The organism is Rathayibacter sp. VKM Ac-2801 (genome assembly GCF_009834245.1).
In the GTDB taxonomy this organism is placed as follows: Bacteria; Actinomycetota; Actinomycetes; order Actinomycetales; family Microbacteriaceae; genus Rathayibacter.
On record NZ_CP047183.1, the window covers coordinates 2951580 to 2972353 of the forward strand.

Sequence of the window (20774 nt, forward strand, 5' to 3'; positions counted from 1 at the left end):
CCGTATCGGGGGGATGACCCCCGTCGCACGGGCGCGGAGCGGTCAGCCGCGCTTCTGGAGGGCGGCCAGGCGATCGTTGTAGGCGGTGAGCTCGGCCTCGCCGGTGCGGTCGGCCTGGCGGTCGCGGCGCTTGGTCTCGCGGGCGTCGGAGCGGCTCCACATCATCGCGACCACGATCGCGAGCGCGAGGGTGGGGATCTCGCCGATGCTCCACGCGATGCCGCCGGCCGCCTGCTGATCGGCGAGCGCGGAGGTGCCCCAGCCCATCGCCCCGTACCAGTCGGCGAGGAGCAGCCCCTCCCCCGTCATCAGCGCGAGCCCGAAGAAGGCGTGGAACGCCATCGTGCCCAGCAGCAGCAGGAGGCGCATCGCGTAGGGCACGCGGTGCACGCTCGGGTCCACTCCGATCAGGACGCTGACGAAGAGGTACCCGGTGATGAGGAAGTGGACGATCATCCACTCGTGACCGATGTGGTCCGTGGTGGCCCAGCGGAACAGCGGGGAGTAGTAGAAGCCCCAGAGCGACCCGACGAACAGCAGCGCGGCGACGATCGGGTGCGAGATCGCGGTGGCGAAGCGGGAGTGCACGGCGAGCAGCACCCACTCGCGGGCACCGCGGGAGCCGTCGGTGCGGCGGGTGGCGGCGCGGGCGATCAGCGTGACCGGTGCCGCCGGGACGAGCAGCAGCGGCACCGCCATGGTGAGGACCATGTGCGAGAGCATGTGGGCGCTGAACAGGTACTTCTCGTACGCGTTCACCCCGCCGTTCGTTATGTAGGCCAGGAGGAGCATGCCCGCGATCCAGAGGATCGTCCGGTGCAGGGGCCAGCGGTCGCCGCGGCGGTGCAGTCGCACCACTCCGGCGATGTAGAACGCGATGGCGAAGGAGCAGACCAGGAGCCAGACCAGGTCGATGTTCCACAGCGTGAAGAAGTTCATCGCGCTCGCGGGCGGCGGCAGGGGCTCGCCCGTCAGCAGCTGGGCCGGAGTCGGATCCGTGAGCTGGCTCGCGGCGATCTGGTCGACCGGGGTCGCGGTGCGCGCGAGCGCCGCGGCGACTCCGGAGGCGATCCCCATGAAGGCGATCTCGGCACCGACGAGCCACCAGAAGCTGCGGCCGCCGACGCCGCCCGCCTTCCGCATCCGCTCGATGAGGTAGCGGCGTTGGAGCACGCCGAACAGGCCCAGCGCGACCAGCGCCGCGACCTTGACCAGCACGAGGATCCCGTAGCCGGTGAGCAGGTTGTCGAGGGTGGCGAGCCGGAGCTCGGCGCTGACGTAGCCGGAGGCCGCGACTACGACGAAGCTCACGAGCGCGAGGCTGGAGTAGCGCTCGATCACGGGCAGCAGACGGGAGCCGCCGAGCAGCGGCCGCAGGGCGATGACGGTGATGAGGCCGCCCAGCCAGATCGCCGCGAAGACGAGGTGCAGGCCCAGCGCCGTGACGGCGGCGTCGTGGCCGCTCGCTCCCGCCGCGTGCCCCTGCTGCGCCATCGGGAGCAGTGTGAGGAGGGCCAGGCCCGTGACGAAGACGAGCGCGGTCTGGTTGCGGACGGCGAAGCAGAGGACCGTGACGACGGCCGCGAGCAGGGTCGTGATGAGCCAGGCCTGGCCGACCTCGATGCTGCCGATGAAGTAGCTGAGCTTCGTGCCGAAGTCGCGGTCGAGGCTCAGGGGCGTCTGCGTGACGTTGAGGAAGGTGAGGAAGCCGGTCACCGCGCTGGCCGCGGCGAAGAAGGCGGCGCTGGCGGCGGCGACGTCGAGGGCGATCGAGAACTCGGTGCGCGGCTCGGGCACGGCCTCGGAGGGCGCGGTGCGCGCGGGGGCGACCGCGGTGCGCGTCGATCCGGCGCGGGACGAGGACTGGCCGGCGCGGGAGGAGGACTGGGCGCCACGCGAGGAGGCGTGCGCGGTCGAGGCGCGGGAGGATGACCGGGCGTCGCGGGCGGCGGCGGCGCGGGGGCTCAGTGCGAACAGCGTCAGCACGAGGGAGCCGATCATGCCCGCGGCGCCGAGATTGACGGCGAGCTTGGCGATCGGGAGGCCGTAGCGGACCACGGGGCCCGGGTCGTTCAGCAGCGGAGCCGCAGCTCCCCCGCCGAAGGCCAGGGCCGCGAGGAGGGCGACGAGCGCGGCGGCGACGAGCACGAGCGCAGGGCCGACGATCCGGACGGTTCGATTCACTGCTCCAGCCTACGTTCCGCGGCTGATCGGCAGCCGCGTCCGCGGACGACGACGGCCCCGGCGCAGTGCCGGGGCCGTGTCGGAGGGCGCGACTACTTCGCGGCGGCCTTGAGCTTGGTGCCCGCGGAGACCTTGACCGAGTGGCCGGCGGCGATCTGGATGGTCTCGCCGGTCTGCGGGTTGCGGCCGGTGCGCGCGGCGCGGGAGGTGCGCTCGACGGCGATCCAGCCGGGGATGGTGACCTTCACGTCGTTCGACACGGAGTCGGCGAGGGTGGTGAAGAGCGAGTCGAGGACGCCGTTGACGGCGGCCTGGCTCTGGCCGGAGTCGGCGGCGATCTTCGCGACGAGCTCGGTGCGGTTGAGCGACTTGTCAGCCATGGAGTGTCCTCCCAGGACGTTCTCGCTGTCGGAACAGCTGGTTTCAATGGATCGTCCTCGGCCGGGGACGGACGTCCTCAACCGGTCGGACCGTCGGTAACCTACCAGCCCTGCCCCGGATCTCCGGCGATTCCGGCCCCGAGACGCCCGGAACGACGCCGATCGCGCCCGTCGGTCCTCCACAGGAGGTGCTCGGCGCCCTTCGTCCACCGATCCGCCGATCGCCTCTCCGCGGGGTCCGCCGCCTGACGAGGATCGGCTCATGACGACGACGGCACTCCTCCCTCCGCCCGCTCCGGCCGACCCGGCCCACCCCTGGCCGTCCCGGCGGCACCCTCCCGCCCGCCGGCCGCGCGAGCCCGGGCTCGCGGCGCTGGCGCTGGGCCTGCTCGCGCTCGCGTCCTCCGTGCATCCGCTCTGGGCCCTCCCCGCGGTCGCCGTGGCGGCCTCTGCGGTGATCGCGTCCGTGCGGGCGCTGAGGTGGACGGGCGAGCGGAGGAGCGCGGTGGTCGGGCTCGCCTGCGCGGCTCTCGCGCTGCTCGTCTGCTCCGTCACGGCACCCGCCGCCGTGCGGGCGGGCCTCGCCGCGCTGGCCTGGATCGCCGCCCTGCGGCCCGGCCCATGAGCGGGCGCGGCTCCGCCCCAGCCCGCCTCGCTACAGTGACGGCGGCCCGCGCCCGAGCGGGCCGGGAGGGCGGCCACGATGGCTCAGACGGACGGTTGGATCTCGACGGCGATCTGGTGGCACGTCTACCCGCTCGGCTTCACGGGCGCCGAGGCGAGCGCCTCGGAGGGTCCGGGTCCCGACGACGAGCCGCGCCACCGCCTCCGTGCCCTGCTGCCCTGGCTGGACGACCTGCTGGCACTGGGCTGCAACGGGCTGCTGCTCGGGCCGGTCTTCGCCTCCTCCACGCACGGCTACGACACGGTCGACCACTTCCGGGTCGATCCCCGCCTCGGCGACGAGGCCGACCTCGACGCGCTGATCGCCGCGTGCCGCGAGCGCGGGATCCGGGTGCTGCTCGACGGTGTCTTCAACCACGTGGGACGCGAGCACCCCTGGTGGCGTGCCGCGGTCGCGGCCGGCGAGGGCTCCCCCGAGGCGGCGCGCTTCTCCCGCAGCGAGCGGTCGCAGGAGGTCGACGGCCTCCGCGTCGACGTGTTCGAGGGGCACGACGCCCTGGTCGAGCTCGACAACGGGAACCCCGAGGTCGCGGAGCACGTGTCCTCCGTGCTCGCGCACTGGCTCGAGCGGGGCATCGACGGCTGGCGGCTCGACGCGGCGTACGCGGTCGCGCCGGCAGCCTGGCACGCGGCGATCGACCCGGTGCGGCAGCGCTTCCCCGACGCGTGGTTCGTCGGAGAGGTCATCCACGGCGACTACTCCGGCTACGTGCGGGAGTCGGGGCTCGACTCGGTCACGCAGTACGAGCTCTGGAAGGCCGTCCGCAACTCCCTCGAGGAGGCGAACCTCTTCGAGCTGGCCTGGTCCCTGAAGCGCCACGACGACTTCGTCCGCGAGTTCCTGCCCCTGACCTTCGTCGGCAACCACGACGTGACCCGGGTCGCCAGCGCCATCAGCGACGAGCGCCACCACGGCCACGCCACGGCGATCCTCGGCTTCGTCGCCGGCGTGCCGAGCATCTACTCCGGCGACGAGCGGGGTCTGCGCGGCGTCAAGGAGGAGCGGATCGGCGGAGACGACGCGATCCGCCCCGAGTTCCCGGCCGATCCCGCCGAGTGGCCGGGCGGGGAGGCCTACCGGGCCCACCAGGAGGTCATCGCGTTCCGCCGCCGGAACCCGTGGCTTGTCGGTGCGAGCACCCGCACCGTCGACCTCTCCAACACCGCCGTGCTGCTCGTGGCGGAGGGTCCGGAGGGACGCACCGCGCGGCTCGCACTGAACCTCGGCGACGAGACGGCGACCGTCGGCGGCGTCCAGATCGCTCCCCACTCCTGGTCGCTGCACGACTGACCCGGCGCGCAGGCGGCCCGGCAGTGCGCGACGGGGCGTCGACCTCCCGGGGCCGGTCCTCTACGCTCGGGCGCATGCCCAGACCAGCACGGGGACCCTCCGACGGGCGAGCCGACCCGATCGACGGCGGCGGGATGCCGGCGTCCGGCCTCGAGCAGGCGTTCGCCGCCCCCGTCGACCCGGAGAGCGACCCCGGACCGGGCGAGAGGAGCGGCCTCTCGAGCCGCATCGCCCAGGAGCTGCTCGAGGACGGCTTCGGCCTCGACGCGAGCGCCGAGGAGCCCCCGTCCCGCGCCGTCGAGATCGACGATCCCGCCCGCGCCGTCGGCGACGATCCCGCCCATCCCGTGCACGGCTCGATGTCCGGGGAGTTCGAGCGGCGCTGAGCCCGGTCGGCCGCCGTCGGCCGGCCGACGTCACCCCTGCGGCACCGTGCCGCCCGCCGCCGGAGCCGGGTCCGGACCGCCCGCCTGCAGCTCAGCGAGGAATCCGGGCCGCAGCACGCGCGCCTCGATCGACGCGGCTCCCGAGGTCCAGCCGTCGCCGAGCGGACGCTCGGGCGTGAGCAGCACGTGGCCCGGAGTCCCCGCTCGACCGAGGACGGCGGCGACACGGCCCTCCGGATCGTAGAGGGCGTGGTCGACGAGCGGCCCGTAGACGGCGTGCACCGCGAAGTCCTCGCGGCGGCCGAGGAGGACGGGCAGCAGCTCCTCACCGGGGCGGAGGCCGTGGGGCCACCAGCGGAAGCGCTCGACGAGCTCGTGGCAGGAGGCGCACGAGGGCGAGAAGAAGACGAGGTGCGTCGCCGGGCGGGACAGCTCCTCGAGCGTCAGGAGCTCGCCGGCCACCGTGACGAACGCGAGGTCGGCGGCCGGGACCTCGCCCTCGGGCGCGGGCCCCGGCGCGGGCCCCCGGTCGGCCCCGGAGAGGCGGGCTGCCGCCCGGACGCGAGCGGCCGTCGACGCCGCACGGTGGTCGCGCACCAGCACGAGCGAGACCGCGGCGAGAGCGGCGGCGAGGACGGACGCCGCCGCCGAGGCCCCGCCGCCGCCGAGCAGCGCGGCCGGAGCGAGCCCGCCGAGCGCCCCGGCGACCGCCAGTGCGAGCAGCACCGCGTTCCTCGCGACGGTGCGTCCGGTCATCCGCGCCGAGCCCAGGCCGCCGAAGCACTCGCAGTCGACGTCCTCCGTCGCGCGGACCGCGCGGACGGCGACGACGAGGAACACGGCGTCGAGGAGCGCCACCGGCACGAGGGCGGCACGGTGCAGCGGAGCCGGCGCCAGCACCACCGCGGCGCCCAGCGCGATCTCGACGACGGGGAAGGCGGCCGCGAACCAGCCGCGGCGCCGGAGGAGGAGCGGGACCCCGAGAGCCTCGAGGCTCGTCCGGAACCGCTCCGTGCGGCCCAGCTTGAGGGCACCGCTGACGACGAGCACCGCGCCCGCGCACCACGCGGCGATCGCAAGAAGCGCCTCCACCATCCGTCGCCTCCTCGCTCGGCATCGACCCGCGCGACGCTACCGGCGCGGACGGGCCTCCCGCGGCCGAGGCGGGGAACGGGGCGGAGACGGCGCGATCGGGCGCGTTCCGCCCGCCCGACGAGCCGCTGCGGACGCATCCGGCGCCCCGATCCGTCCGGGCGCGGCGCGCACGAGCTCCCTCCCGGTCCCGGACACCCGCTCCGCCGTACACTGCGAGAGGATCGGAGGGGTCATGCGGGGACGGCGAGCGCGCGACGAGCGGAACGGCACGGCCGCGACCCCGCCTGCGGACGCCGCTCCCCCGTCGGCGGTCCCGGCTCCGGCCCCCTCCGACTCGCCGGACGACGCCTCGGGCGACGTCTCGACCTCGATGCGGATCGCCGCCGCCTGGTCGTGGCGCTTCCTCGCCGTCGCCGGGCTCCTCTACCTCCTCGTGCGCCTCGTCTCGCTGCTGCCCGTGATCGTCGTGCCGGTGCTGATCGCGCTGCTGCTCACCGCGCTCCTCACCCCGCTGAGGAACCGGCTCGAGCGCCTGCGGCTGCCCCGCCCGCTCGCCGTCCTGGTCTCGATCGTCCTGCTGCTCCTCCTGCTGACCGGCCTGGTCGGGCTGGTGGTCGTGCAGTCCCGCTCCGGCTTCAGCGGAGTGGGGCAGCGCGCCCTCGACGCGGTCGACAGCGTCGAGGGGTGGCTGCGCAGCCCGCCGCTGTCGTTCTCGGACGTGCAGCTCTCGGACTGGGCGCAGCGCGCGGTCGACTGGGCCGACGCGCAGGCGTCGACCCTCGCGTCGGGGGCCCTCGCCGTCGGCTCCCAGGTCGCCGAGGTCTTCGCCGGGACCCTGCTCACGCTGTTCTCGCTGATCTTCCTGCTCCTCGACGGCCGCCGGATCTGGCGCTGGTTCCTCCGTCTCCTCCCCCGCCGCGCCCGCCCCGCGATGGAGCGCGGCGGCGCCGCCGGCTGGCGGACCCTCAGCCAGTTCGTGATCGCGCAGCTCGGCGTCGCCGGGATCAACGCCGTCGGCATCGGCATCGGCGCGCTCGCGCTGCAGCTGCCGCTCGTCGTGCCGATCGCGATCGTGGTGTTCCTCGGCTCGTTCGTCCCGATGCTCGGCGCGATCGTGACGGGCGCGCTCGCTGCGGTGGTGGCGCTGCTGTTCAGCGGGCCGGTCGCCGCGCTGGTGATGGTCGGCGTCGTGATCCTGGTGCACCTGCTCGAGGGGCACGTGCTGCAGCCGCTCATCCTCGGGACCGCGGTGAAGGTGCATCCGCTCGCCGTGGTCCTCGGGGTCGCGACCGGGCTCGAGGTGGCCGGGCTCGCCGGAGCGCTGTTCGCGGTGCCGACCATCGCGACGCTGAACGCGGCGGTCACCGCCATGCGGGCGCGCGCGCCCGGCGCGGAGTGAGCGCGTTCGATCCGGCCGCCCGACCCGGATCGACGGTGCTGCCCGCCCTCGCCTGCCCGGTCTGCGGCGGCGCGCTCGCCCCCGACCAGCTCCCCCGCCCCTCCTCGCTGCGCTGCCCTCTCGGGCACAGTGCCGACCTCGCGCGCCAGGGCTACGCCTCGCTGCTGCGCGGCAGGCACGCGACCTCGGGCGACACCGCGGCGATGGTGCAGGCCCGCGCCGACCTGCTCGGCTCCGGCCACTACCGGGTGATCCAGGAGGCGGTCGCCGCGGCCGTCCCCGACGGCGCGCGGCTCGTGGTCGACCTGGGCTGCGGCACCGGGGCGTACCTCGCGGCCGTGCTCGAGGCGCATCCGGCGGCGGACGGGCTGGGGCTGGACCTCTCCGCGCCGGCCGCCCGCCGCGCCGCCCGCGCGCATCCCCGGGCGGCGATCGCGACCGCCGACCTCTGGCAGCCCCTCCCGCTGGCCGACTCCTCCGCCGACGCGCTGCTCACCGTCTTCGCGCCGCGGAACGCCCCGGAGATGCGGCGGGTGCTCCGTCCGGGCGGCGTCGCCGTCGTCGTCACTCCCCGCGAGAGGCACCTGCACGAGATCCGCGAGCGGTTCGGGATGCTGGGCATCGACGCCGGCAAGGCGGAGCGGCTCGACGAGCAGCTGGCGGAGTTCGCGCTCCAGGGGCGCACCGAGCTGGACACGACGGTGCTGATGAGCGTCGACGAGCTCCGCGCCGAGGTGCTGATGGGGCCGAGCGCGCATCACGTGGATCCCGAGGCGCTGGACGCGCGGCTCGCGGCGGTGGAGGGGACGACCGCGGTGACGGTCGCCGTCACCGTGTCGCGCTTCGTGCGCGCGGAGTAGCGGCGGGCGCGCTGCCGGAAGCGCGTCAGTACGTCTCGCGCAGGCGCTCCTGGTCGACCACCGCTTCGCGGTCCGCGAGGCGGCGCAGGCCCGCGAGGGGCTGGGCCATCCGGTGGTTGCCGCGGAGGACGGGCTCGGCCCGGTCGAGGAAGGCCCAGTACCCGGCCGTCACCGGGCAGGCGTTCTCGCCGAGGCGCACCTTCGGGTCGAAGCGGCAGCCGCCGCAGTAGTCGGACATCCGGTTGATGTAGGCGCCACCCGAGGCGTACGGCTTCGTCGCGACGACGCCGCCGTCGGCGTGCTGGGACATCCCGATCACGTTCGCCGGCATCACCCACTCCGTGCCGTCGACGAAGACGTCCACGAACCAGTCGTTGAGCTCGGCCGGGTCCCACCCCCGCTGCAGTCCCCAGTTGCCGAGAACCATCAGGCGCTGGATGTGGTGGGCCCAGCCGTGCCGGTGCACGTCGTCGAGCGTCTCGTGCAGGCAGTTCGCCTCGATGCCGCTCGGGTCGAGGGCCAGCAGCTCGGCGGGCAGCGGAGTGGAGGCGCCGAGCGCACGGCTGCGGTTCCGGTACTCCGGGCCGAGGTGCCAGAACAGGTTCCACACGTAGTCGCGCCAGCCGAGGATCTGGCGGACGAAGCCCTCCGTCGCCGCGATCGGCGCGCCCCCGGCGGCGTACTCGGCCTCGGCCGCCTCGACGACCGTCCGCGGATCGAGAACGCCGAGGTTCATCGGGGCGCTGAGCAGCGAGTGCGCCATCGTCCAGTCGCCCGAGAGCATCGCGTCCTCGTAGGTCCCGAAGTCGCCCAGGCGCGACGACACGAAGTCGGCGAGCGCCGCCTCGGCCTCGGCGGGCGTCGCGGCGAAGCGGCGCGGACCGTCGGCGCCGACCAGGCGGACCGCTCCCTCGGCCTCCCAGCGCGCGAGGTCGGCGCGCACCTCCTCGTCGATGTCGTCCTCCTCCGGCCACCACGGGTCGGGGAGGCCGAGCCGGGAGGCGCCCTTGGGCGGCGGCTGGCGGTTGTCGTGGTCGTAGTTCCAGCGGCCGCCCTCGGGCTGGTCGCCGCGCATCAGCACGCCCGTGCGCTCGCGGCTCCACCGGTAGAAGTCCTCCAGCAGCAGGCGCTTGCCGGAGCGGGAGAGCGCCCACTCGCGGAAGTCCTCCTCGGCCGTGATGAAGCCGCGGCTGGGCAGGACGCTCATGCCGAGCCTGCGGGCGAGGCGGCGGCCGCCGCGGGACGGCGGGTCGATCACCTCGAGGTCGTCGCGCCCGGCGAGGGCCTCGCCGAAGGTCTCGGAGCGGACGTACTCGGCGCGGTCTCCGAGCTCGCGGGCGCGATGACGGAGCGCCGACAGCAGCAGCTGGGCCTTGGCGCGATGCATCGGGCGGCGCCCGAACGCCGATCGGGCCTCGACCAGCAGCATCGGACCGCCGTCGTCGAAGGCCGGGCCGAGCTGGCCGATGACGCTCCAGCGGGTGCGAGGGGGTCTGCTCATCCTCGGAGGCTAGGCGGAAGGATCCGGCGCCGGTAGGAGTTGCGCGGCACGGATGTGCAGCCGCCACGTCTTGCACCACCGCCCCCGATGCAGAAGTCTCGGAGCGAGCGCGGCCGATCCGACCGCGCACCGACGCGACGAAGCGAGGAGGCCGCCATGGCCCACCACGACCACGACAACGAGCACCACGAGGGTCACGAGCACCACGACCACCACGAGGGTCACGACGAGCACACCGCCGGCCACGGCCGCCACGTCGCCGAGGGCACGAGCACCGAGGACACCGAGGGCGGCGAGTACACCTCGACCGAGGGTGTCTCGCACACCTCCGGCGAGGCCGAGGGCAGCTACGTCGACACCTCGGTCAACGAGCAGGCCACCGCCGACAAGGGCAGCTACGTCGACACCAGCGCCGCGGGCACCTCCGCCGAGGGCGAGGGCGAGTACACCGACCGCGACGAGTGACCAGCGCTTGCGCGGGGACGCCGCGCGTTCCGCCGGGACACCGCGCTCCAGCCGGTGTCCCGGCGGGGAGCCGGCGCCTCGGCGCGACGCGGCGGTCCGGCAGCGCTTCAGGCGGGCTTCAGCGGGGCCGCGGCTAGCCTGGGCTCGCGCGGGCCCCCGCGCGCCGAGCCCGGGGAGACCGCCATCCGCATCCTGGTCGTCGACGACGAGATCAACCTGCTCCGCGCCCTCGAGACGGGCCTGGAGGCCGAGGGCTTCGCCGTGGACACCGCCACCACCGGCACCGACGCCCTCTGGTACGCGCAGGAGGCCGACTACGCCGCCATCGTCCTCGACCTGATGCTCCCGGACGTCAGCGGCTTCCGCGTCTGCGAGCGCCTGCGCGCCGCCGAGGACTGGACCCCGATCCTGATGCTCACCGCGAAGGACGGCGACCTCGACCAGGTCGAGGCCCTCGACACCGGAGCCGACGACTACCTCACCAAGCCGTTCTCGTTCCCGGTGCTCGTCGCGCGGCTGCGCGCCCTCATCCGCCGCGGAGCCGCCGAGCGGCCGACGGTGCGCGTCGTCGGCGACCTCGTGCTCGATCCGGCCTCTCGGAGGGTCGAGCGGGGCGGCGTCGCGGTCCCGCTGACCGCGCGCGAGTTCAGCGTCCTCGAGTACTTCGTCTCGCGGGCGGGCGAGGTCGTCTCCAAGCGGGACGTCCTCGGAGCCGTCTGGGACTTCGACTACGACGGCGACCCGAACATCGTCGAGGTCTACGTCCGCACCCTGCGCAACAAGATCGACCGGCCCTTCGGCCGGGACACCCTCCGCACGCAGCGCGGGGCGGGCTACACGCTGGTGGCCGGGTGAGCCGCTGGAGCCTGCGAACCCGCATCACCGCGGCCGCGACCGCCGTGGTGGCCGCCGCCGCGCTCCTCGGGAGCGTGCTGTTCGTGCTGGTGCTCTCCTCCGTGCTCGCCGCGAGCGCCGCTTCGGCGGCCGACGCCGAGGCGGAGCAGGTCGCGGCGCTGGTCGAGCAGGGCGGCCCGGAGGCGGTACGCGGCTCGGAGGGACTGGTCCAGCTCGTGGTGGGCGGGCGGGTCGCCGCTGCGGGCGAGGACGCGGAGGACCTTCCTCCGCTCGCGCTGGCCGAGAGCGACGACCCGGTCACGGTCGCTGTGGACGACGAGGGTCCGGTGATGGTCGCCGCCCGCGAGCTCGACGACGACTCCCTCGTGGTGGTGGGCGTGCCCGACGAGGGCCGCGAGGAGGCGGTGTCCACGACGGTCGGGCTGCTCGCGGTCGCCGTCCCGCTGCTCATCGCGCTGGTGGCGGTGGTGTGCGCCCTCGTCGTCGGCCGGGCGCTGCGCCCCGTGGAGCGGATGCGCGCGGAGGCCGAGGCGGTCACCTCCTCCGCCCTGGACCGCCGGATCGCCGCCCCCGGCTCCGGCGACGAGGTCGACCGGCTGGCGCGCACCCTCAACCGGATGCTCGATCGGCTGCAGAGCGGCCAGGAGCGGCAGCGGCGCTTCGTCTCGGACGCCTCGCACGAGCTGCGCTCCCCGGTCGCAGCGCTGCGCCAGACCGCGGAGGTGGCGCTCGCGCATCCGGACCGGCTCGACTCCGCCCGCCTGGCGAGGACCGTCGCGGAGGAGTCGGTGCGGCTCGGCGGCCTGATCGAGGGGCTGCTGCTGCTCGCCAGGGCGGACGAGGCGCGCCTGACCCTGGCGGCGGCCCCGGTGGACCTCGACGACCTCGCCCTCGGCGAGGTGCGGCGCCTGCGCGACTCCGGAGCCCGGGTCGACGCGAGCGGGATCTCGCCCGTGCAGGCGGTGGCCGACGAGGCCCTGCTCTCGCGGGCGCTGCGGAACCTGGTCGACAACGCGATGCGGCACCGCTCCTCGCAGCTGGCGCTCTCGACCCGGATCGACGGCGCGGAGGCGGTGCTCGCGGTGGACGACGACGGGCCGGGGATCCCGGCGGCGGAGCGCGAGCGGGTGCTCGAGCGCTTCGTCCGCCTCGACGAGGGCCGGGCGCGCGACGCCGGGGGATCGGGGCTCGGCCTGGCGATCGTCGCCGGGATCGCCCGGGCGCACGGCGGACGGGTCGTCGTCGGCGACTCGGCGCTGGGCGGCGCCCGGGTCGAGGTGCGGGTGCCGCTCGTCCGCTGAGCGCGCTTCAGGCTGGCTTCAGCGCCCGACCGCGAGAGTGCTGGAGGCGTCGACGAGCGGCGCCGGGACGGAGGCCATCGTGCAGAAGAAGACGAGGATCATCGCCGGGATCGCCGGAGCGGTCGTGCTGATCGGAGCCGGGACGGGCATCGCCTACGCCGCGACCGACGGCTTCGAGGGATCCGACTCCCTCACCGGCAGCGACCTGGACCGCGCGAGCGAGGCCGCCCTCGCCGAGATCGGCGGCGGGAGCGTCACCTCGGCCGAGCGCGACGACGACGGCGCGACCGGCTACGAGCTGGATCTGACCGACCGCGACGGCCTCGAGTACGAGGTGCGCCTCGACGACTCCTTCGCCGTCGTGTCCGTGGACCCCGACGACCGCGCTCTCCGGGCCGGCTCCGGCGACGACGGCGCCCCCGCTGGCGACCCGACCGCAGCCGCCGTGGACCCCGACGACCTCACCGGCGACGACCTCGCCCGCGCGAGCGAGGCCGCGCTGGGCGCGGTCGGCTCGGGGACCGTCACCGAGGCCGAGCGCAGCGACGACGCCGACCACGCCTTCGAGGTGGAGGTCACCCGCGAGGACGGCACGGACGTGGACGTCGAGCTCGACGCCGCGTTCGCCGTGCTCTCGACGCAGGAGTAGCGCTCTAGCGGCCGCCGGGGCCCTTCGCGGCGCCGGGTACGGCACCGCTGCCCGCGGGGGCGCCGACTCCGGTCGCCGCACCGCGAGCGCCGGGACCGCTGCCGCCCGCGTTCCCGTTGCCGTTGCCGTTGCCGTTGCCGTTGCCGTTGCCGTTGCCGTTGCCGTTGCCGTTGCCGTTGCCGGGAGCGTTCCCGCTGTTTCCGGGCGCGTCGCCGCTGTTCCCTGGAGCGTTCCCGCTGTTCCCCGGAGCGTCGTCGCCGGGAGCGGCCGGGGTCTCCTCCGCGGGCTCCTCCGGCTCGGTCGGCGTCTCCTCCGGCTCCGACTCCTCGGGCGAGGGGGCGGGGTCGTCCTCGGTCTCGACCGGGCCGGGAGTGTCCTCCGGCTCCTCCTCGACCGGGGTCGTCTCCTCGGGGGCCGGGGCGGTCGTCTCGGCAGGCTCCGGCTCCGAGGCTCCCGCGATCAGGGCCTCGAGGTCGCCGCGGACGACGTCGACCTGCGCCTGCACCGTCGCCGCGCGGTCGGAGCTGACGGAGCCCTCGGCGAGCGCGGCGTCGAGCGCCGACTGCAGCGAGGCGAGCTCGGTGAGGGCGCCCTGGTAGTCGTCGGCCGAGGCCTTCTCGGCGACGGCCACCACCGCGTCGTCGAGGGTCTGGGCCGTGCCGTCGTCGATGCCCTGCGGCGCGGAGGAGCATCCGCTCAGCAGCAGGACCGAGGCGAGCACGGCGCCGGCGGCGCGCAGTCGGAGGCCCCTCACGAGCGGATGCTCTCGCGCAGCTGCCGGAGGTGGTCGCCCAGCTCGCCGTCCACCTGCGGCAGAGGCGACTGCGGACCGTCGATCAGGATGATCGCGAGCCCGACGGCGACCGCGACCAGCGCCAGCACCAGCACGATGAGCCACGGGCTCGGGCCGCGGCGCTGCGGAGCGGCGGCCGCGGGGCGGAGCGGAGCCGTGCGCGGAGCCGGAGCGGTCTGCGGCGCCGGAGCCCTCTGCGGCGCCGGTGCGATCCGCTCGGTCGCGGTGAAGCGCTGCGTCGGAGCGAGCGCCTCCGTGGCCGGGTACGCGTCGGCCGCGAGCCGACGGGTCGGATCGAGCGCCTCCGTCCGGGTGATCGGCTCGGTCTCGGCGAGAGGCTCCGGCGACATCACCCGGGTGGCGGGGACGTCGGGGACGACGATGGCCGCCGGCGGGGAGTCGCGCCGCGGATCGATCAGGCGGCGCGCCGACTCCGCCACCTGCAGGGCGGCGGGGCGCTCTCCGGGCTCCCGTCGCGTCATCGCGGTCAGGAGCGAGGTCCAGCCGCTGCCGAGCGACTCCGAGACCTCGGGATCGCGGAGGAGGCGGGCGAGCGTGACCTCGATCGCCGAGCCCGTGAACGGGCGGCGGCCGGTCAGCGACTCCAGGAGCACCAGGCCGAGGGAGTAGATGTCGCTCGCCGAGGTGACGGGGTCGCCGTGCGCCTGCTCGGGGCTGAGGTAGGCCGCGGTGCCGATGAGGGTGCCGGGCGCGGTGATCCGCGTCGCGTCGATGAGGGAGGCGATGCCGAAGTCGGCCAGCTTCGGGCGGAACTCGCGGCTGGTCAGCGGGCTCGGGACGAGCAGCACGTTCGACGGCTTCACATCGCGGTGCACGACTCCGGCCGCGTGGACCGTGTGCAGCGCCTCGCCGAGGTCGCCCGCCATCGAGGCGACGTCGTTCGGCGCGACCGGGCCCTCGGCGAGCCGCTCGGACAGGCTCGGGCCCTCGGCGAGCTCCATCACCATGTAGGCCTGGCCGTTGGTGTCGTCGCCGCCGTCGTGCGCGTCGTAGAGGGTGACGAGGGCGGGGTGGTTGAGGGCCGCGAGCAGCCGGATCTCGGACGCCTTGCGCTGCAGGTCCTGCGCGTCGTCGATGCCGGGGGCGAACATCTTCAGCGCGACGGAGCGGCCGAGGACGCCGTCGCGCGCCCGGTAGACCGTGGCCATGCCGCCCCGGCCGATGAGCTCCTCGATCGTGTACCGGCCGTCGACCGTCGTCCCGACGATGCGGGTGTCGCCTGTCCGGTGGGATGCCACGGGTCCTCCTCGCGGTCGGCGGCGGGTGTGCCGCGCCCCCCGGTGCGACCGTCGACCCAGGGTAGTACGTCGACCCTGCACGCCGCCCTCCCCCGGCCGGGCTGTCAAGCGGGTGCCCCCGCGCGCGCCCCGACGTAGCGTCGGAGGTCCCGACGAAAGGCGACGACATGGACCAGGACCGCACGGAGCAGGACGACCAGGGCTCGACCATCGGCAAGCCGGACGGGGCGGCGCCCGCCACCTCCTCCGAGAGCGAGACCATCGAGAAGGACATCTCGGAGTCGCCGGGCAGCGAGCGCGAGACCGAGGCCAAGCAGGACTCGGACCCGGCGGAGAGCCGCACCGAGGTCTCCGGCTCGGCCGAGGTGAAGGCCGTGCCCGGCACGGGCGGCCCGGACGACGTGGGCGACGTCGAGGTCGACCCCGACGAGGTCTCGCTGAACGGCAAGCCGTTCCCGGGTCACGCCGGTACGAAGTAGGACGCCGGGAGGGGCGGGGCCGCGGCTCCGCCCCTCCCGTGCTCCCACCCGGAGGACGGAGCGGACGTGCTGCGGATCGCCGTGCGCCCGGCCGGCAGGAGACGTCAGCCGACGAGTGGCGCCAGCAGGCCCGGGTCGCGGCGGTCGACGGTGCGGGAGTTGTTGACGCGGCGGTCGACCGGGTGGGCCGTGACGGTCGAGGCCATCGCGACGGACGCCCGGTCGAGAGTGGCGAGCATCTCCTCGGCGGAGGCGAGCGGGGCCGGGTCGAGCCAGGCGTCGCGCACGTCGGGGGTGAGGAACACCGGCATCCGGTCGTGCACCTCGCCGGAGGCGTCGCGCGCCTCGCGGGTGATGATCGTGAAGGAGACGCGCCAGTCGTCGCCCTCCTTGCGGGCCGTGTAGAGGCCGGCCGCGGCGAGGATCGGCTCCTCGCCCTGCAGGAACCAGGGCTGCTTGCCGTCGGCGCGGGTCTCCCACTCGTAGTACCCGCGCATCGGGACGATCGCGCGCTGCTTGGCGAACGCCCCGCGGAACAGGCCGTTCGTCGCGACCGACTCGAGGCGCGCATTGATCGGCGAGGGTCCCTTCCCCTTCGCCCAGGACGGGGTGAAGCCCCAGGACGCGAGCTCCAGCTCGCGCTCCCGCTCGCTGGCGTGGAGCCGCTCGCGGACGATCGGCGCGATGTCGGTCGGAGCGACGCTGTAGTCGGGCGCCCAGTCCTCGGCGCGTCCGCCCGCGGCGACGAACTCGCGGATCAGCTCATCGGTCTCGGAGTCCATCGCGAAGCGGCCGCACATGCGGGACAGGCTACGCCGCACCTCCGACGCCGCGCGAGGCGCCCGGTCGGACCACCCGGGACTTCGCGGACCAGAAGCGCATCAGCGCGCCGGCGAGGATCGAGCCCAGAGCGCCCGCGGCGAGGTCGCCGAGCGTGTCCTCGTAGCCGACGAAGATCGAGGAGTCGATGAAGCGGTGCCCCGCCCACTCGCCCCACTCCCACAGCACGCCCGCGGTCGTCCCGAAGCAGGCGCAGAGCACGACCGCCGGGAGCAGCGGCCCGCGATCGCCCGCGACGGTCGGCACGACTCCGGCCCGCGCGGCGACGATGTAGGCCACCACGGCGATCAGCCCGTTGAGCACGCAGTGCACGACCAGGTCCCACTGCGGCCAGGCCTCGTAGAGACCGAGGACGCTGCTCCAGGACGCCACGAGCAGCGCGAGCCCGAAGAGGGCGTCGAGCGCCGGCCGGATGCCGAGGAAGCGCGGCAGCACCAGGCCGATCGCCGCGAGCGCGAGCACCGCCACGTCGACCAGGTCCCAGCCGATCGCGGCCGCCACGATGCTCGCGGCCCCGATCGCGCGGATGCCGTCGGCCGTCCACTCTCCGCGGGTGCGCGGGGGCTCGAGGAAGGTCTCGACGAGGGCGGAGCCGCTCACGGGTTCGTGAAGCGCAGCACGGCCTGGACCGGCTCGTGGTCGGAGGGCGCCGCTCCCCCGTAGCGGACGGCGTTGATCCCCGCGGCGACGACCTCGAACGCGCCCTCGCTGACGAGCAGCCAGTCGATCCGCTTGCCCGGCGCGGGCGGGCGGTAGTTCGAGAAGGTGCTCCAGGAGCGGGTGAGGTGCTTCCCGGCGGTCTCCCACGCGTCGACGAGGCACCCGTCGTCGAGGATCGTCCGGTAGGGGACGGTGTCGACGTCGGTGTTGGTGTCGCCCATCACGATCGCGGGGCGTCCGAGCTCGAGCACACGGCGGGCGATCAGCTCGGCGGAGCGCTGGCGCGAGCGCCGCGAGATGTGGTCGAAGTGGGTCGAGATCACGGTGAGCTCGCGGCTGGTCGCGTGATCGGTCAGCTCCGCGATCACGGCGGTGCGCGGGATGCGGTTGCCCCAGCTGCGAGAGCCGGCGACATCCGGGGTGTCCGACAGGGCGATCTGAGTCCAGTGCCGGACGGCGTAGCGGCTGCGGTCGACGAAGAGCATCACGCGCTCGCCGCCTCGGTCCGCGTCCCGGCCGAAGCCCATCGCCTCGAAGGAGGAGCCCAGCGCCTCGTGCACGGCGGCCGACTGGTCCGGCAGCGCCTCCTGCACGGCGAGGATCGAGGGGCGCTCCTGCTCCAGCACCCGCTGGACGAGCGGGCGTCGGCGCTCCCACTGGTCGACGGCGCGGGAGGTGAGGCGCGGCATCCGGCGGCGGATGTTGTAGGTCATCGCGTGGAGCTCGGGCGCCTCGGTCGGGCCGATCAGAGGCGTCGCGTCGGTCATCACTCCACCCTACGGGGGCGGATCGAGGTGACACGGAGGCTTGCGGTGACCGCTCCCGGCCGCTCTACTTCGGACATGCCCCTCTCCCAGGACCTCGCCGCTCTCGCCGACGAGCGCTTCGTCTCGCTCACCACGTTCCGGAAGTCCGGGGAGGCCGTCTCGACCCCGGTCTGGATCGCCCGCGACGGCGACGAGCTGATCGTCACCACTCCCCGCCGCAGCGGCAAGGTGAAGCGCCTCCGCAACGACGCGCGGGTGACCCTCGTCCCGTGCGACCGCCGCGGCCGCGTCTCCGACTACGCGGTGCCGATCGAGGCCGCGGCCCGGATCGACGCCGACACCGGGGAGGTCGAGCGCCTGGGGCGCGTGTTCCTGGCGAAGTACCGGCTCGAGTACCGGCTGTTCCTCCTGATCGAGGGCCTGGCGACCCGCGCCGACCGCACCCGCGTGATGCTCCGCGTCACCGACCGCTGACCCCGCAGCGCCCTACACCCCCGGAGGCCGCCGCCGGAAGGCCTGGGGTCCGCCCGACCCCGGGTCTACCGTGGGGCGATCGCCGGTGCCCCTGCGCGCTTCCCGCGCGCGCTCCGGCGGCAGTCAGAAGGAGCACGCAATGAGCATCGGAGCAGGGATCTTCCTCCTCGTCGTCGGCGCGGTCCTCGCCTTCGCCGTGGACGTGCAGGTGTCCGGGATCGACCTGAAGCTGGTCGGCTACATCCTCATGGCGGCCGGAGCGGTCGGCCTGATCCTCGGGCTGGTCCTGCTGACGCGCCGCCGCCAGGCCGTCTCGACCACGCGCTCGGCCGTCGATCCGGCCAGCGGCGAGCAGGTCACCCGCCGCTCGAGCGAGAGCGACGGCCCGCTGATCTGATCGGCGGAACGACGAAGGGCGGGACCTCGCGGTCCCGCCCTTCGTCGTTCGCGGCCCTACTTCGCGGGCTCGTCCGGCTCCCCGCCGGAGACGGTGTCGGTGTCGCCGCCGCCGGAGGAGGTGTCCGTCCCGGTGCCGTCCGGGAGGTCCTCGGTCTTCTCGAAGTCGTCACCCGTGGTGCTGTCGGTGCTCATGGCGCTCTCCCTTCGCGTCGGCGACCTGCCGACCCTCCCACTCTGCTCCGCCCGCGCCTCGCGGGGCAGGGGGTAGCGGAGGCGGAGGCCGGCGTGGAAGGCGCCTACTCCTCGACGACGATCGTGGTGATGACCGGGTTGCGGCGGTGGCGGCGGGTCAGCCAGCGGCCGAGGGTGCGCGTGATCAGCGCCTCCATGGCCTCGAGCTCGACCGGCTTGCCCGCGGCCTGCAGGACCGCGTCGTCGATCGCCTTGCTCGCGTTTGCCTTCCAGCCCGGCTCCTCGACGAAGCCGCGGGTGAAGAACTCGACAGGCTCGCCGAGCGTGCCGCGGTCGAGGTCGGCGATGGCGAGGACCGTGATGGCCCCCTCCTCGGCGAGGACGATGCGGTCGTTCATCGCGTCCTCGGTGGCGACGCCCATCGTGGTGCCGTCGACCAGGATCTGGTCGGCCGGGATGCGCCCGCTGATGCGGGAGCGGCCCTTCACCAGGTCGATCGAGACGCCGTCCTCGATGACGAAGACGTCCTTCTCGTCGATCCCGGTGCGGGTCGCTATGGCCGCGTTCGCGGTGAGGTGGCGCCACTCGCCGTGCACGGGGAGCACCGCGGTGGGGCGGAGGATGTTGTAGCAGTAGGCGAGCTCGCCCGCGCTGGCGTGGCCCGAGACGTGCACCTTGGCGTTGCCCTTGTGCACGACCGTCGCACCCCAGCGGGTGAAGGCGTTGATGATCCGGTAGATCGCGTTCTCGTTGCCGGGGATCAGCGAGCTGGCCAGCAGCACGGTGTCGCCGGGTCCGATGTCGATGATGTGGTCCTTGTTGGCCATGCGCGAGAGCGCGGCCATCGGCTCGCCCTGCGAGCCGGTGCAGATCATCACGATCTCGGTCGCGGGGAGCTTCTCGAGCACCTTCATGTCGACGACGAGGCCGGCCGGGATCTTGAGGTAGCCCAGATCGGCGGCGATGCCCATGTTGCGGACCATCGAGCGGCCGACGAAGGCGACCTTGCGGCCGTGGCGCTGCGCGGCGTCGAGGACCTGCTGGATGCGGTGCACGTGGCTCGCGAAGCTGGACACGACGATGCGGCGCGGCGCGGTGCGGAACACCTGGTCGATCGCGGGGGCGAGGTCGCCCTCCGAGATCGCGAAGCCGGGGACGTCGGCGTTGGTGGAGTCGACCAGGAACAGGTCGACGCCCTCGTCGCCGAGGCGCGCGAAACCGGGGAGGTCGGTGGTGCGCCCGTCGAGCGGGAACTGGTCCATCTTGAAGTCGCCCGTGTGCAGCACGAGGCCGGCCTCGGTGCGGATCGCGACGGCGAGCCCGTCCGGGATGGAGTGGTTCACGGCGAGGAACTCGAGGTCGAAGACGCCGGCGTCGATGCGGTCGCCCTCCTTCACCGGGCGCGTGCGCGGGGTGATGCGGTGCTCCTGCAGCTTCGCGCTGATCAGCGCGAGGGTGAAGGTCGAGGCGATGATCGGGATGTCGCCGCGCTCCTTGAGGAGGTAGGGCACACCGCCGATGTGGTCCTCGTGGCCGTGGGTCAGGACGATGGCCTCGATGTCCTTCAGGCGCGAGCGGATCGCGGCGAAGTCGGGGAGGATCACGTCGATGCCGGGCTGGTTCTCCTCGGGGAAGAGGACGCCGCAGTCGACGATGAGCAGCTTGCCCTTGTGCTCGAAGACGGTCATGTTGCGGCCGATCTCGCCGAGGCCGCCGAGCGGGGTGATCCGCATGCCGCCCTTCTCGAGGGGCTTGGGCTTGGGGAGCTCGAGGTGGTGGCGGGCGGGCTTGGCGGTTCTGGCGTTTCTCATGCGGTTCTTCCGGGAGGGAGTGGCTGGACGCGGGCGCGCGGCGCAGGGTC

General features: G+C 74.3%; 23 protein-coding genes. 12 read left to right on the top strand and 11 right to left on the bottom strand.

What is annotated here, in order from left to right; genetic code table 11:
- Positions 1–42 precede the first annotated feature (42 nt).
- Together GSU45_RS13795 and GSU45_RS13800 are read right to left on the bottom strand one after the other, a co-directional pair.
- Complete coding sequence (locus GSU45_RS13795; RefSeq protein ID WP_244248126.1) at positions 43–2184, bottom strand: cytochrome c oxidase assembly protein; 2142 nt, start codon at positions 2182–2184, stop codon at positions 43–45.
- Between the two features lie 92 nt (positions 2185–2276).
- Positions 2277–2564 (bottom strand): HU family DNA-binding protein, encoded by a 288-nt coding sequence (locus tag GSU45_RS13800; RefSeq protein ID WP_056037903.1) that lies wholly within the window; start codon positions 2562–2564, stop codon positions 2277–2279.
- Positions 2565–2826: 262 nt separating this feature from the next.
- On the opposite strand from GSU45_RS13800, the gene GSU45_RS13805 reads away from it, so the two are divergent.
- From GSU45_RS13805 to GSU45_RS13815, 3 genes are all read left to right on the top strand, one after another.
- Positions 2827–3189, top strand: a complete 363-nt coding sequence (locus tag GSU45_RS13805; RefSeq protein WP_159915713.1) for a hypothetical protein — start codon at positions 2827–2829, stop codon at positions 3187–3189.
- A 78-nt stretch (positions 3190–3267) separates the two neighbouring features.
- Positions 3268–4539, top strand: a complete 1272-nt coding sequence (locus tag GSU45_RS13810) for an alpha-amylase family glycosyl hydrolase (protein WP_159915715.1) — start codon at positions 3268–3270, stop codon at positions 4537–4539.
- Between the two features lie 74 nt (positions 4540–4613).
- Entirely contained in the window at positions 4614–4925 is a 312-nt protein-coding gene (locus GSU45_RS13815) for a hypothetical protein (RefSeq protein WP_159915717.1), read from the top strand.
- Between the two features lie 30 nt (positions 4926–4955).
- Here the strand turns inward: GSU45_RS13815 and GSU45_RS13820 are convergent, their stop codons facing one another.
- Complete coding sequence (locus tag GSU45_RS13820; protein ID WP_159915719.1) at positions 4956–6020, bottom strand: MauE/DoxX family redox-associated membrane protein; 1065 nt, start codon at positions 6018–6020, stop codon at positions 4956–4958.
- A 232-nt stretch (positions 6021–6252) separates the two neighbouring features.
- Between GSU45_RS13820 and GSU45_RS13825 the strand changes: the two genes are divergently transcribed.
- Together GSU45_RS13825 and GSU45_RS13830 are read left to right on the top strand one after the other, a co-directional pair.
- The gene (locus tag GSU45_RS13825) at positions 6253–7419 is read left to right on the top strand and encodes an AI-2E family transporter (protein ID WP_159915721.1); all 1167 of its coding nucleotides are present in this window, start codon (positions 6253–6255) and stop codon (positions 7417–7419) included.
- A complete protein-coding gene (locus tag GSU45_RS13830; protein WP_159915723.1) occupies positions 7416–8279 on the top strand; it encodes a methyltransferase domain-containing protein in 864 nt (287 codons plus the stop codon). Before GSU45_RS13825 ends, GSU45_RS13830 begins: the two co-directional genes overlap by 4 nt.
- 25 nt (positions 8280–8304) lie before the next feature.
- Here the strand turns inward: GSU45_RS13830 and GSU45_RS13835 are convergent, their stop codons facing one another.
- Positions 8305–9780, bottom strand: a complete 1476-nt coding sequence (locus GSU45_RS13835; protein ID WP_159915725.1) for a cryptochrome/photolyase family protein — start codon at positions 9778–9780, stop codon at positions 8305–8307.
- A 156-nt stretch (positions 9781–9936) separates the two neighbouring features.
- Between GSU45_RS13835 and GSU45_RS17075 the strand changes: the two genes are divergently transcribed.
- The 4 genes from GSU45_RS17075 (at position 9937) to GSU45_RS13855 (ending at position 13050) form a co-directional block, all read left to right on the top strand.
- The gene (locus tag GSU45_RS17075) at positions 9937–10245 is read left to right on the top strand and encodes a hypothetical protein (protein WP_167302056.1); all 309 of its coding nucleotides are present in this window, start codon (positions 9937–9939) and stop codon (positions 10243–10245) included.
- Positions 10246–10428: 183 nt separating this feature from the next.
- Positions 10429–11100: a response regulator transcription factor gene (locus GSU45_RS13845; RefSeq protein ID WP_159917142.1), complete on the top strand. Its 672-nt coding sequence runs from the start codon at positions 10429–10431 to the stop codon at positions 11098–11100.
- Positions 11097–12401 carry an ATP-binding protein gene (locus GSU45_RS13850; RefSeq protein ID WP_159915727.1) on the top strand — a complete coding sequence of 435 codons (1305 nt, stop codon included), beginning with the start codon at positions 11097–11099 and terminating at the stop codon, positions 12399–12401. The genes GSU45_RS13845 and GSU45_RS13850 overlap by 4 nt, the downstream gene beginning before the upstream one ends.
- 79 nt (positions 12402–12480) lie before the next feature.
- The gene (locus GSU45_RS13855) at positions 12481–13050 is read left to right on the top strand and encodes a PepSY domain-containing protein (protein ID WP_159915729.1); all 570 of its coding nucleotides are present in this window, start codon (positions 12481–12483) and stop codon (positions 13048–13050) included.
- Positions 13051–13054: 4 nt separating this feature from the next.
- Here GSU45_RS13855 and GSU45_RS13860 read toward each other — a convergent pair whose 3' ends face one another.
- The gene (locus GSU45_RS13860) at positions 13055–13804 is read right to left on the bottom strand and encodes a hypothetical protein (protein WP_159915731.1); all 750 of its coding nucleotides are present in this window, start codon (positions 13802–13804) and stop codon (positions 13055–13057) included.
- The gene (locus GSU45_RS13865) at positions 13801–15102 is read right to left on the bottom strand and encodes a serine/threonine-protein kinase (RefSeq protein WP_159915733.1); all 1302 of its coding nucleotides are present in this window, start codon (positions 15100–15102) and stop codon (positions 13801–13803) included. Before GSU45_RS13865 ends, GSU45_RS13860 begins: the two co-directional genes overlap by 4 nt.
- Before the next feature lie 167 nt (positions 15103–15269).
- Here GSU45_RS13865 and GSU45_RS13870 point away from each other — a divergent pair, with 167 nt between their 5' ends.
- Positions 15270–15581, top strand: coding sequence for a hypothetical protein (locus tag GSU45_RS13870; RefSeq protein ID WP_104222919.1), 312 nt, complete (start codon positions 15270–15272; stop codon positions 15579–15581).
- Between the two features lie 104 nt (positions 15582–15685).
- On the opposite strand, the gene GSU45_RS13875 is transcribed toward GSU45_RS13870, so the two are convergent.
- The 3 genes from GSU45_RS13875 to GSU45_RS13885 are packed head-to-tail and all read right to left on the bottom strand — an operon-like array spanning position 15686 to position 17848.
- Positions 15686–16381: an SOS response-associated peptidase gene (locus GSU45_RS13875; protein WP_159915735.1), complete on the bottom strand. Its 696-nt coding sequence runs from the start codon at positions 16379–16381 to the stop codon at positions 15686–15688.
- A 10-nt stretch (positions 16382–16391) separates the two neighbouring features.
- Positions 16392–17021, bottom strand: a complete 630-nt coding sequence (locus tag GSU45_RS13880) for a hypothetical protein (protein ID WP_159915737.1) — start codon at positions 17019–17021, stop codon at positions 16392–16394.
- Complete coding sequence (locus tag GSU45_RS13885; RefSeq protein WP_159915739.1) at positions 17018–17848, bottom strand: endonuclease/exonuclease/phosphatase family protein; 831 nt, start codon at positions 17846–17848, stop codon at positions 17018–17020. The genes GSU45_RS13880 and GSU45_RS13885 overlap by 4 nt, the downstream gene beginning before the upstream one ends.
- Before the next feature lie 75 nt (positions 17849–17923).
- On the opposite strand from GSU45_RS13885, the gene GSU45_RS13890 reads away from it, so the two are divergent.
- The gene (locus GSU45_RS13890) at positions 17924–18322 is read left to right on the top strand and encodes a PPOX class F420-dependent oxidoreductase (protein WP_159915741.1); all 399 of its coding nucleotides are present in this window, start codon (positions 17924–17926) and stop codon (positions 18320–18322) included.
- A 139-nt stretch (positions 18323–18461) separates the two neighbouring features.
- On the top strand, positions 18462–18719 hold the full coding sequence (locus GSU45_RS13895; RefSeq protein WP_104222924.1) for a DUF6458 family protein: 258 nt from the start codon (positions 18462–18464) through the stop codon (positions 18717–18719).
- A 56-nt stretch (positions 18720–18775) separates the two neighbouring features.
- Here GSU45_RS13895 and GSU45_RS13900 read toward each other — a convergent pair whose 3' ends face one another.
- Positions 18776–18913 carry a hypothetical protein gene (locus GSU45_RS13900; protein WP_159915743.1) on the bottom strand — a complete coding sequence of 46 codons (138 nt, stop codon included), beginning with the start codon at positions 18911–18913 and terminating at the stop codon, positions 18776–18778.
- Between the two features lie 104 nt (positions 18914–19017).
- The gene (locus tag GSU45_RS13905; protein ID WP_208543406.1) at positions 19018–20646 is read right to left on the bottom strand and encodes a ribonuclease J; all 1629 of its coding nucleotides are present in this window, start codon (positions 20644–20646) and stop codon (positions 19018–19020) included.
- Between the last annotated feature and the right edge of the window lie 128 nt (positions 20647–20774).

Coding starts and splice junctions, on each gene's coding strand:
- GSU45_RS13800 (WP_056037903.1), bottom strand. CDS start 2,564: ATGGCTGACAAGTCGCTCAACCGCACCGAGCTCGTCGCGAAGATCGCC.
- GSU45_RS13835 (WP_159915725.1), bottom strand. CDS start 9,780: ATGAGCAGACCCCCTCGCACCCGCTGGAGCGTCATCGGCCAGCTCGGC.
- GSU45_RS13825 (WP_159915721.1), top strand. CDS start 6,253: ATGCGGGGACGGCGAGCGCGCGACGAGCGGAACGGCACGGCCGCGACC.
- GSU45_RS13885 (WP_159915739.1), bottom strand. CDS start 17,848: ATGACCGACGCGACGCCTCTGATCGGCCCGACCGAGGCGCCCGAGCTC.
- GSU45_RS13875 (WP_159915735.1), bottom strand. CDS start 16,381: ATGTGCGGCCGCTTCGCGATGGACTCCGAGACCGATGAGCTGATCCGC.
- GSU45_RS13895 (WP_104222924.1), top strand. CDS start 18,462: ATGAGCATCGGAGCAGGGATCTTCCTCCTCGTCGTCGGCGCGGTCCTC.
- GSU45_RS13900 (WP_159915743.1), bottom strand. CDS start 18,913: ATGAGCACCGACAGCACCACGGGTGACGACTTCGAGAAGACCGAGGAC.
- GSU45_RS13905 (WP_208543406.1), bottom strand. CDS start 20,646: ATGCGGATCACCCCGCTCGGCGGCCTCGGCGAGATCGGCCGCAACATG.
- GSU45_RS17075 (WP_167302056.1), top strand. CDS start 9,937: ATGGCCCACCACGACCACGACAACGAGCACCACGAGGGTCACGAGCAC.
- GSU45_RS13805 (WP_159915713.1), top strand. CDS start 2,827: ATGACGACGACGGCACTCCTCCCTCCGCCCGCTCCGGCCGACCCGGCC.
- GSU45_RS13870 (WP_104222919.1), top strand. CDS start 15,270: ATGGACCAGGACCGCACGGAGCAGGACGACCAGGGCTCGACCATCGGC.
- GSU45_RS13815 (WP_159915717.1), top strand. CDS start 4,614: ATGCCCAGACCAGCACGGGGACCCTCCGACGGGCGAGCCGACCCGATC.
- GSU45_RS13890 (WP_159915741.1), top strand. CDS start 17,924: ATGCCCCTCTCCCAGGACCTCGCCGCTCTCGCCGACGAGCGCTTCGTC.
- GSU45_RS13820 (WP_159915719.1), bottom strand. CDS start 6,020: ATGGTGGAGGCGCTTCTTGCGATCGCCGCGTGGTGCGCGGGCGCGGTG.
- GSU45_RS13810 (WP_159915715.1), top strand. CDS start 3,268: ATGGCTCAGACGGACGGTTGGATCTCGACGGCGATCTGGTGGCACGTC.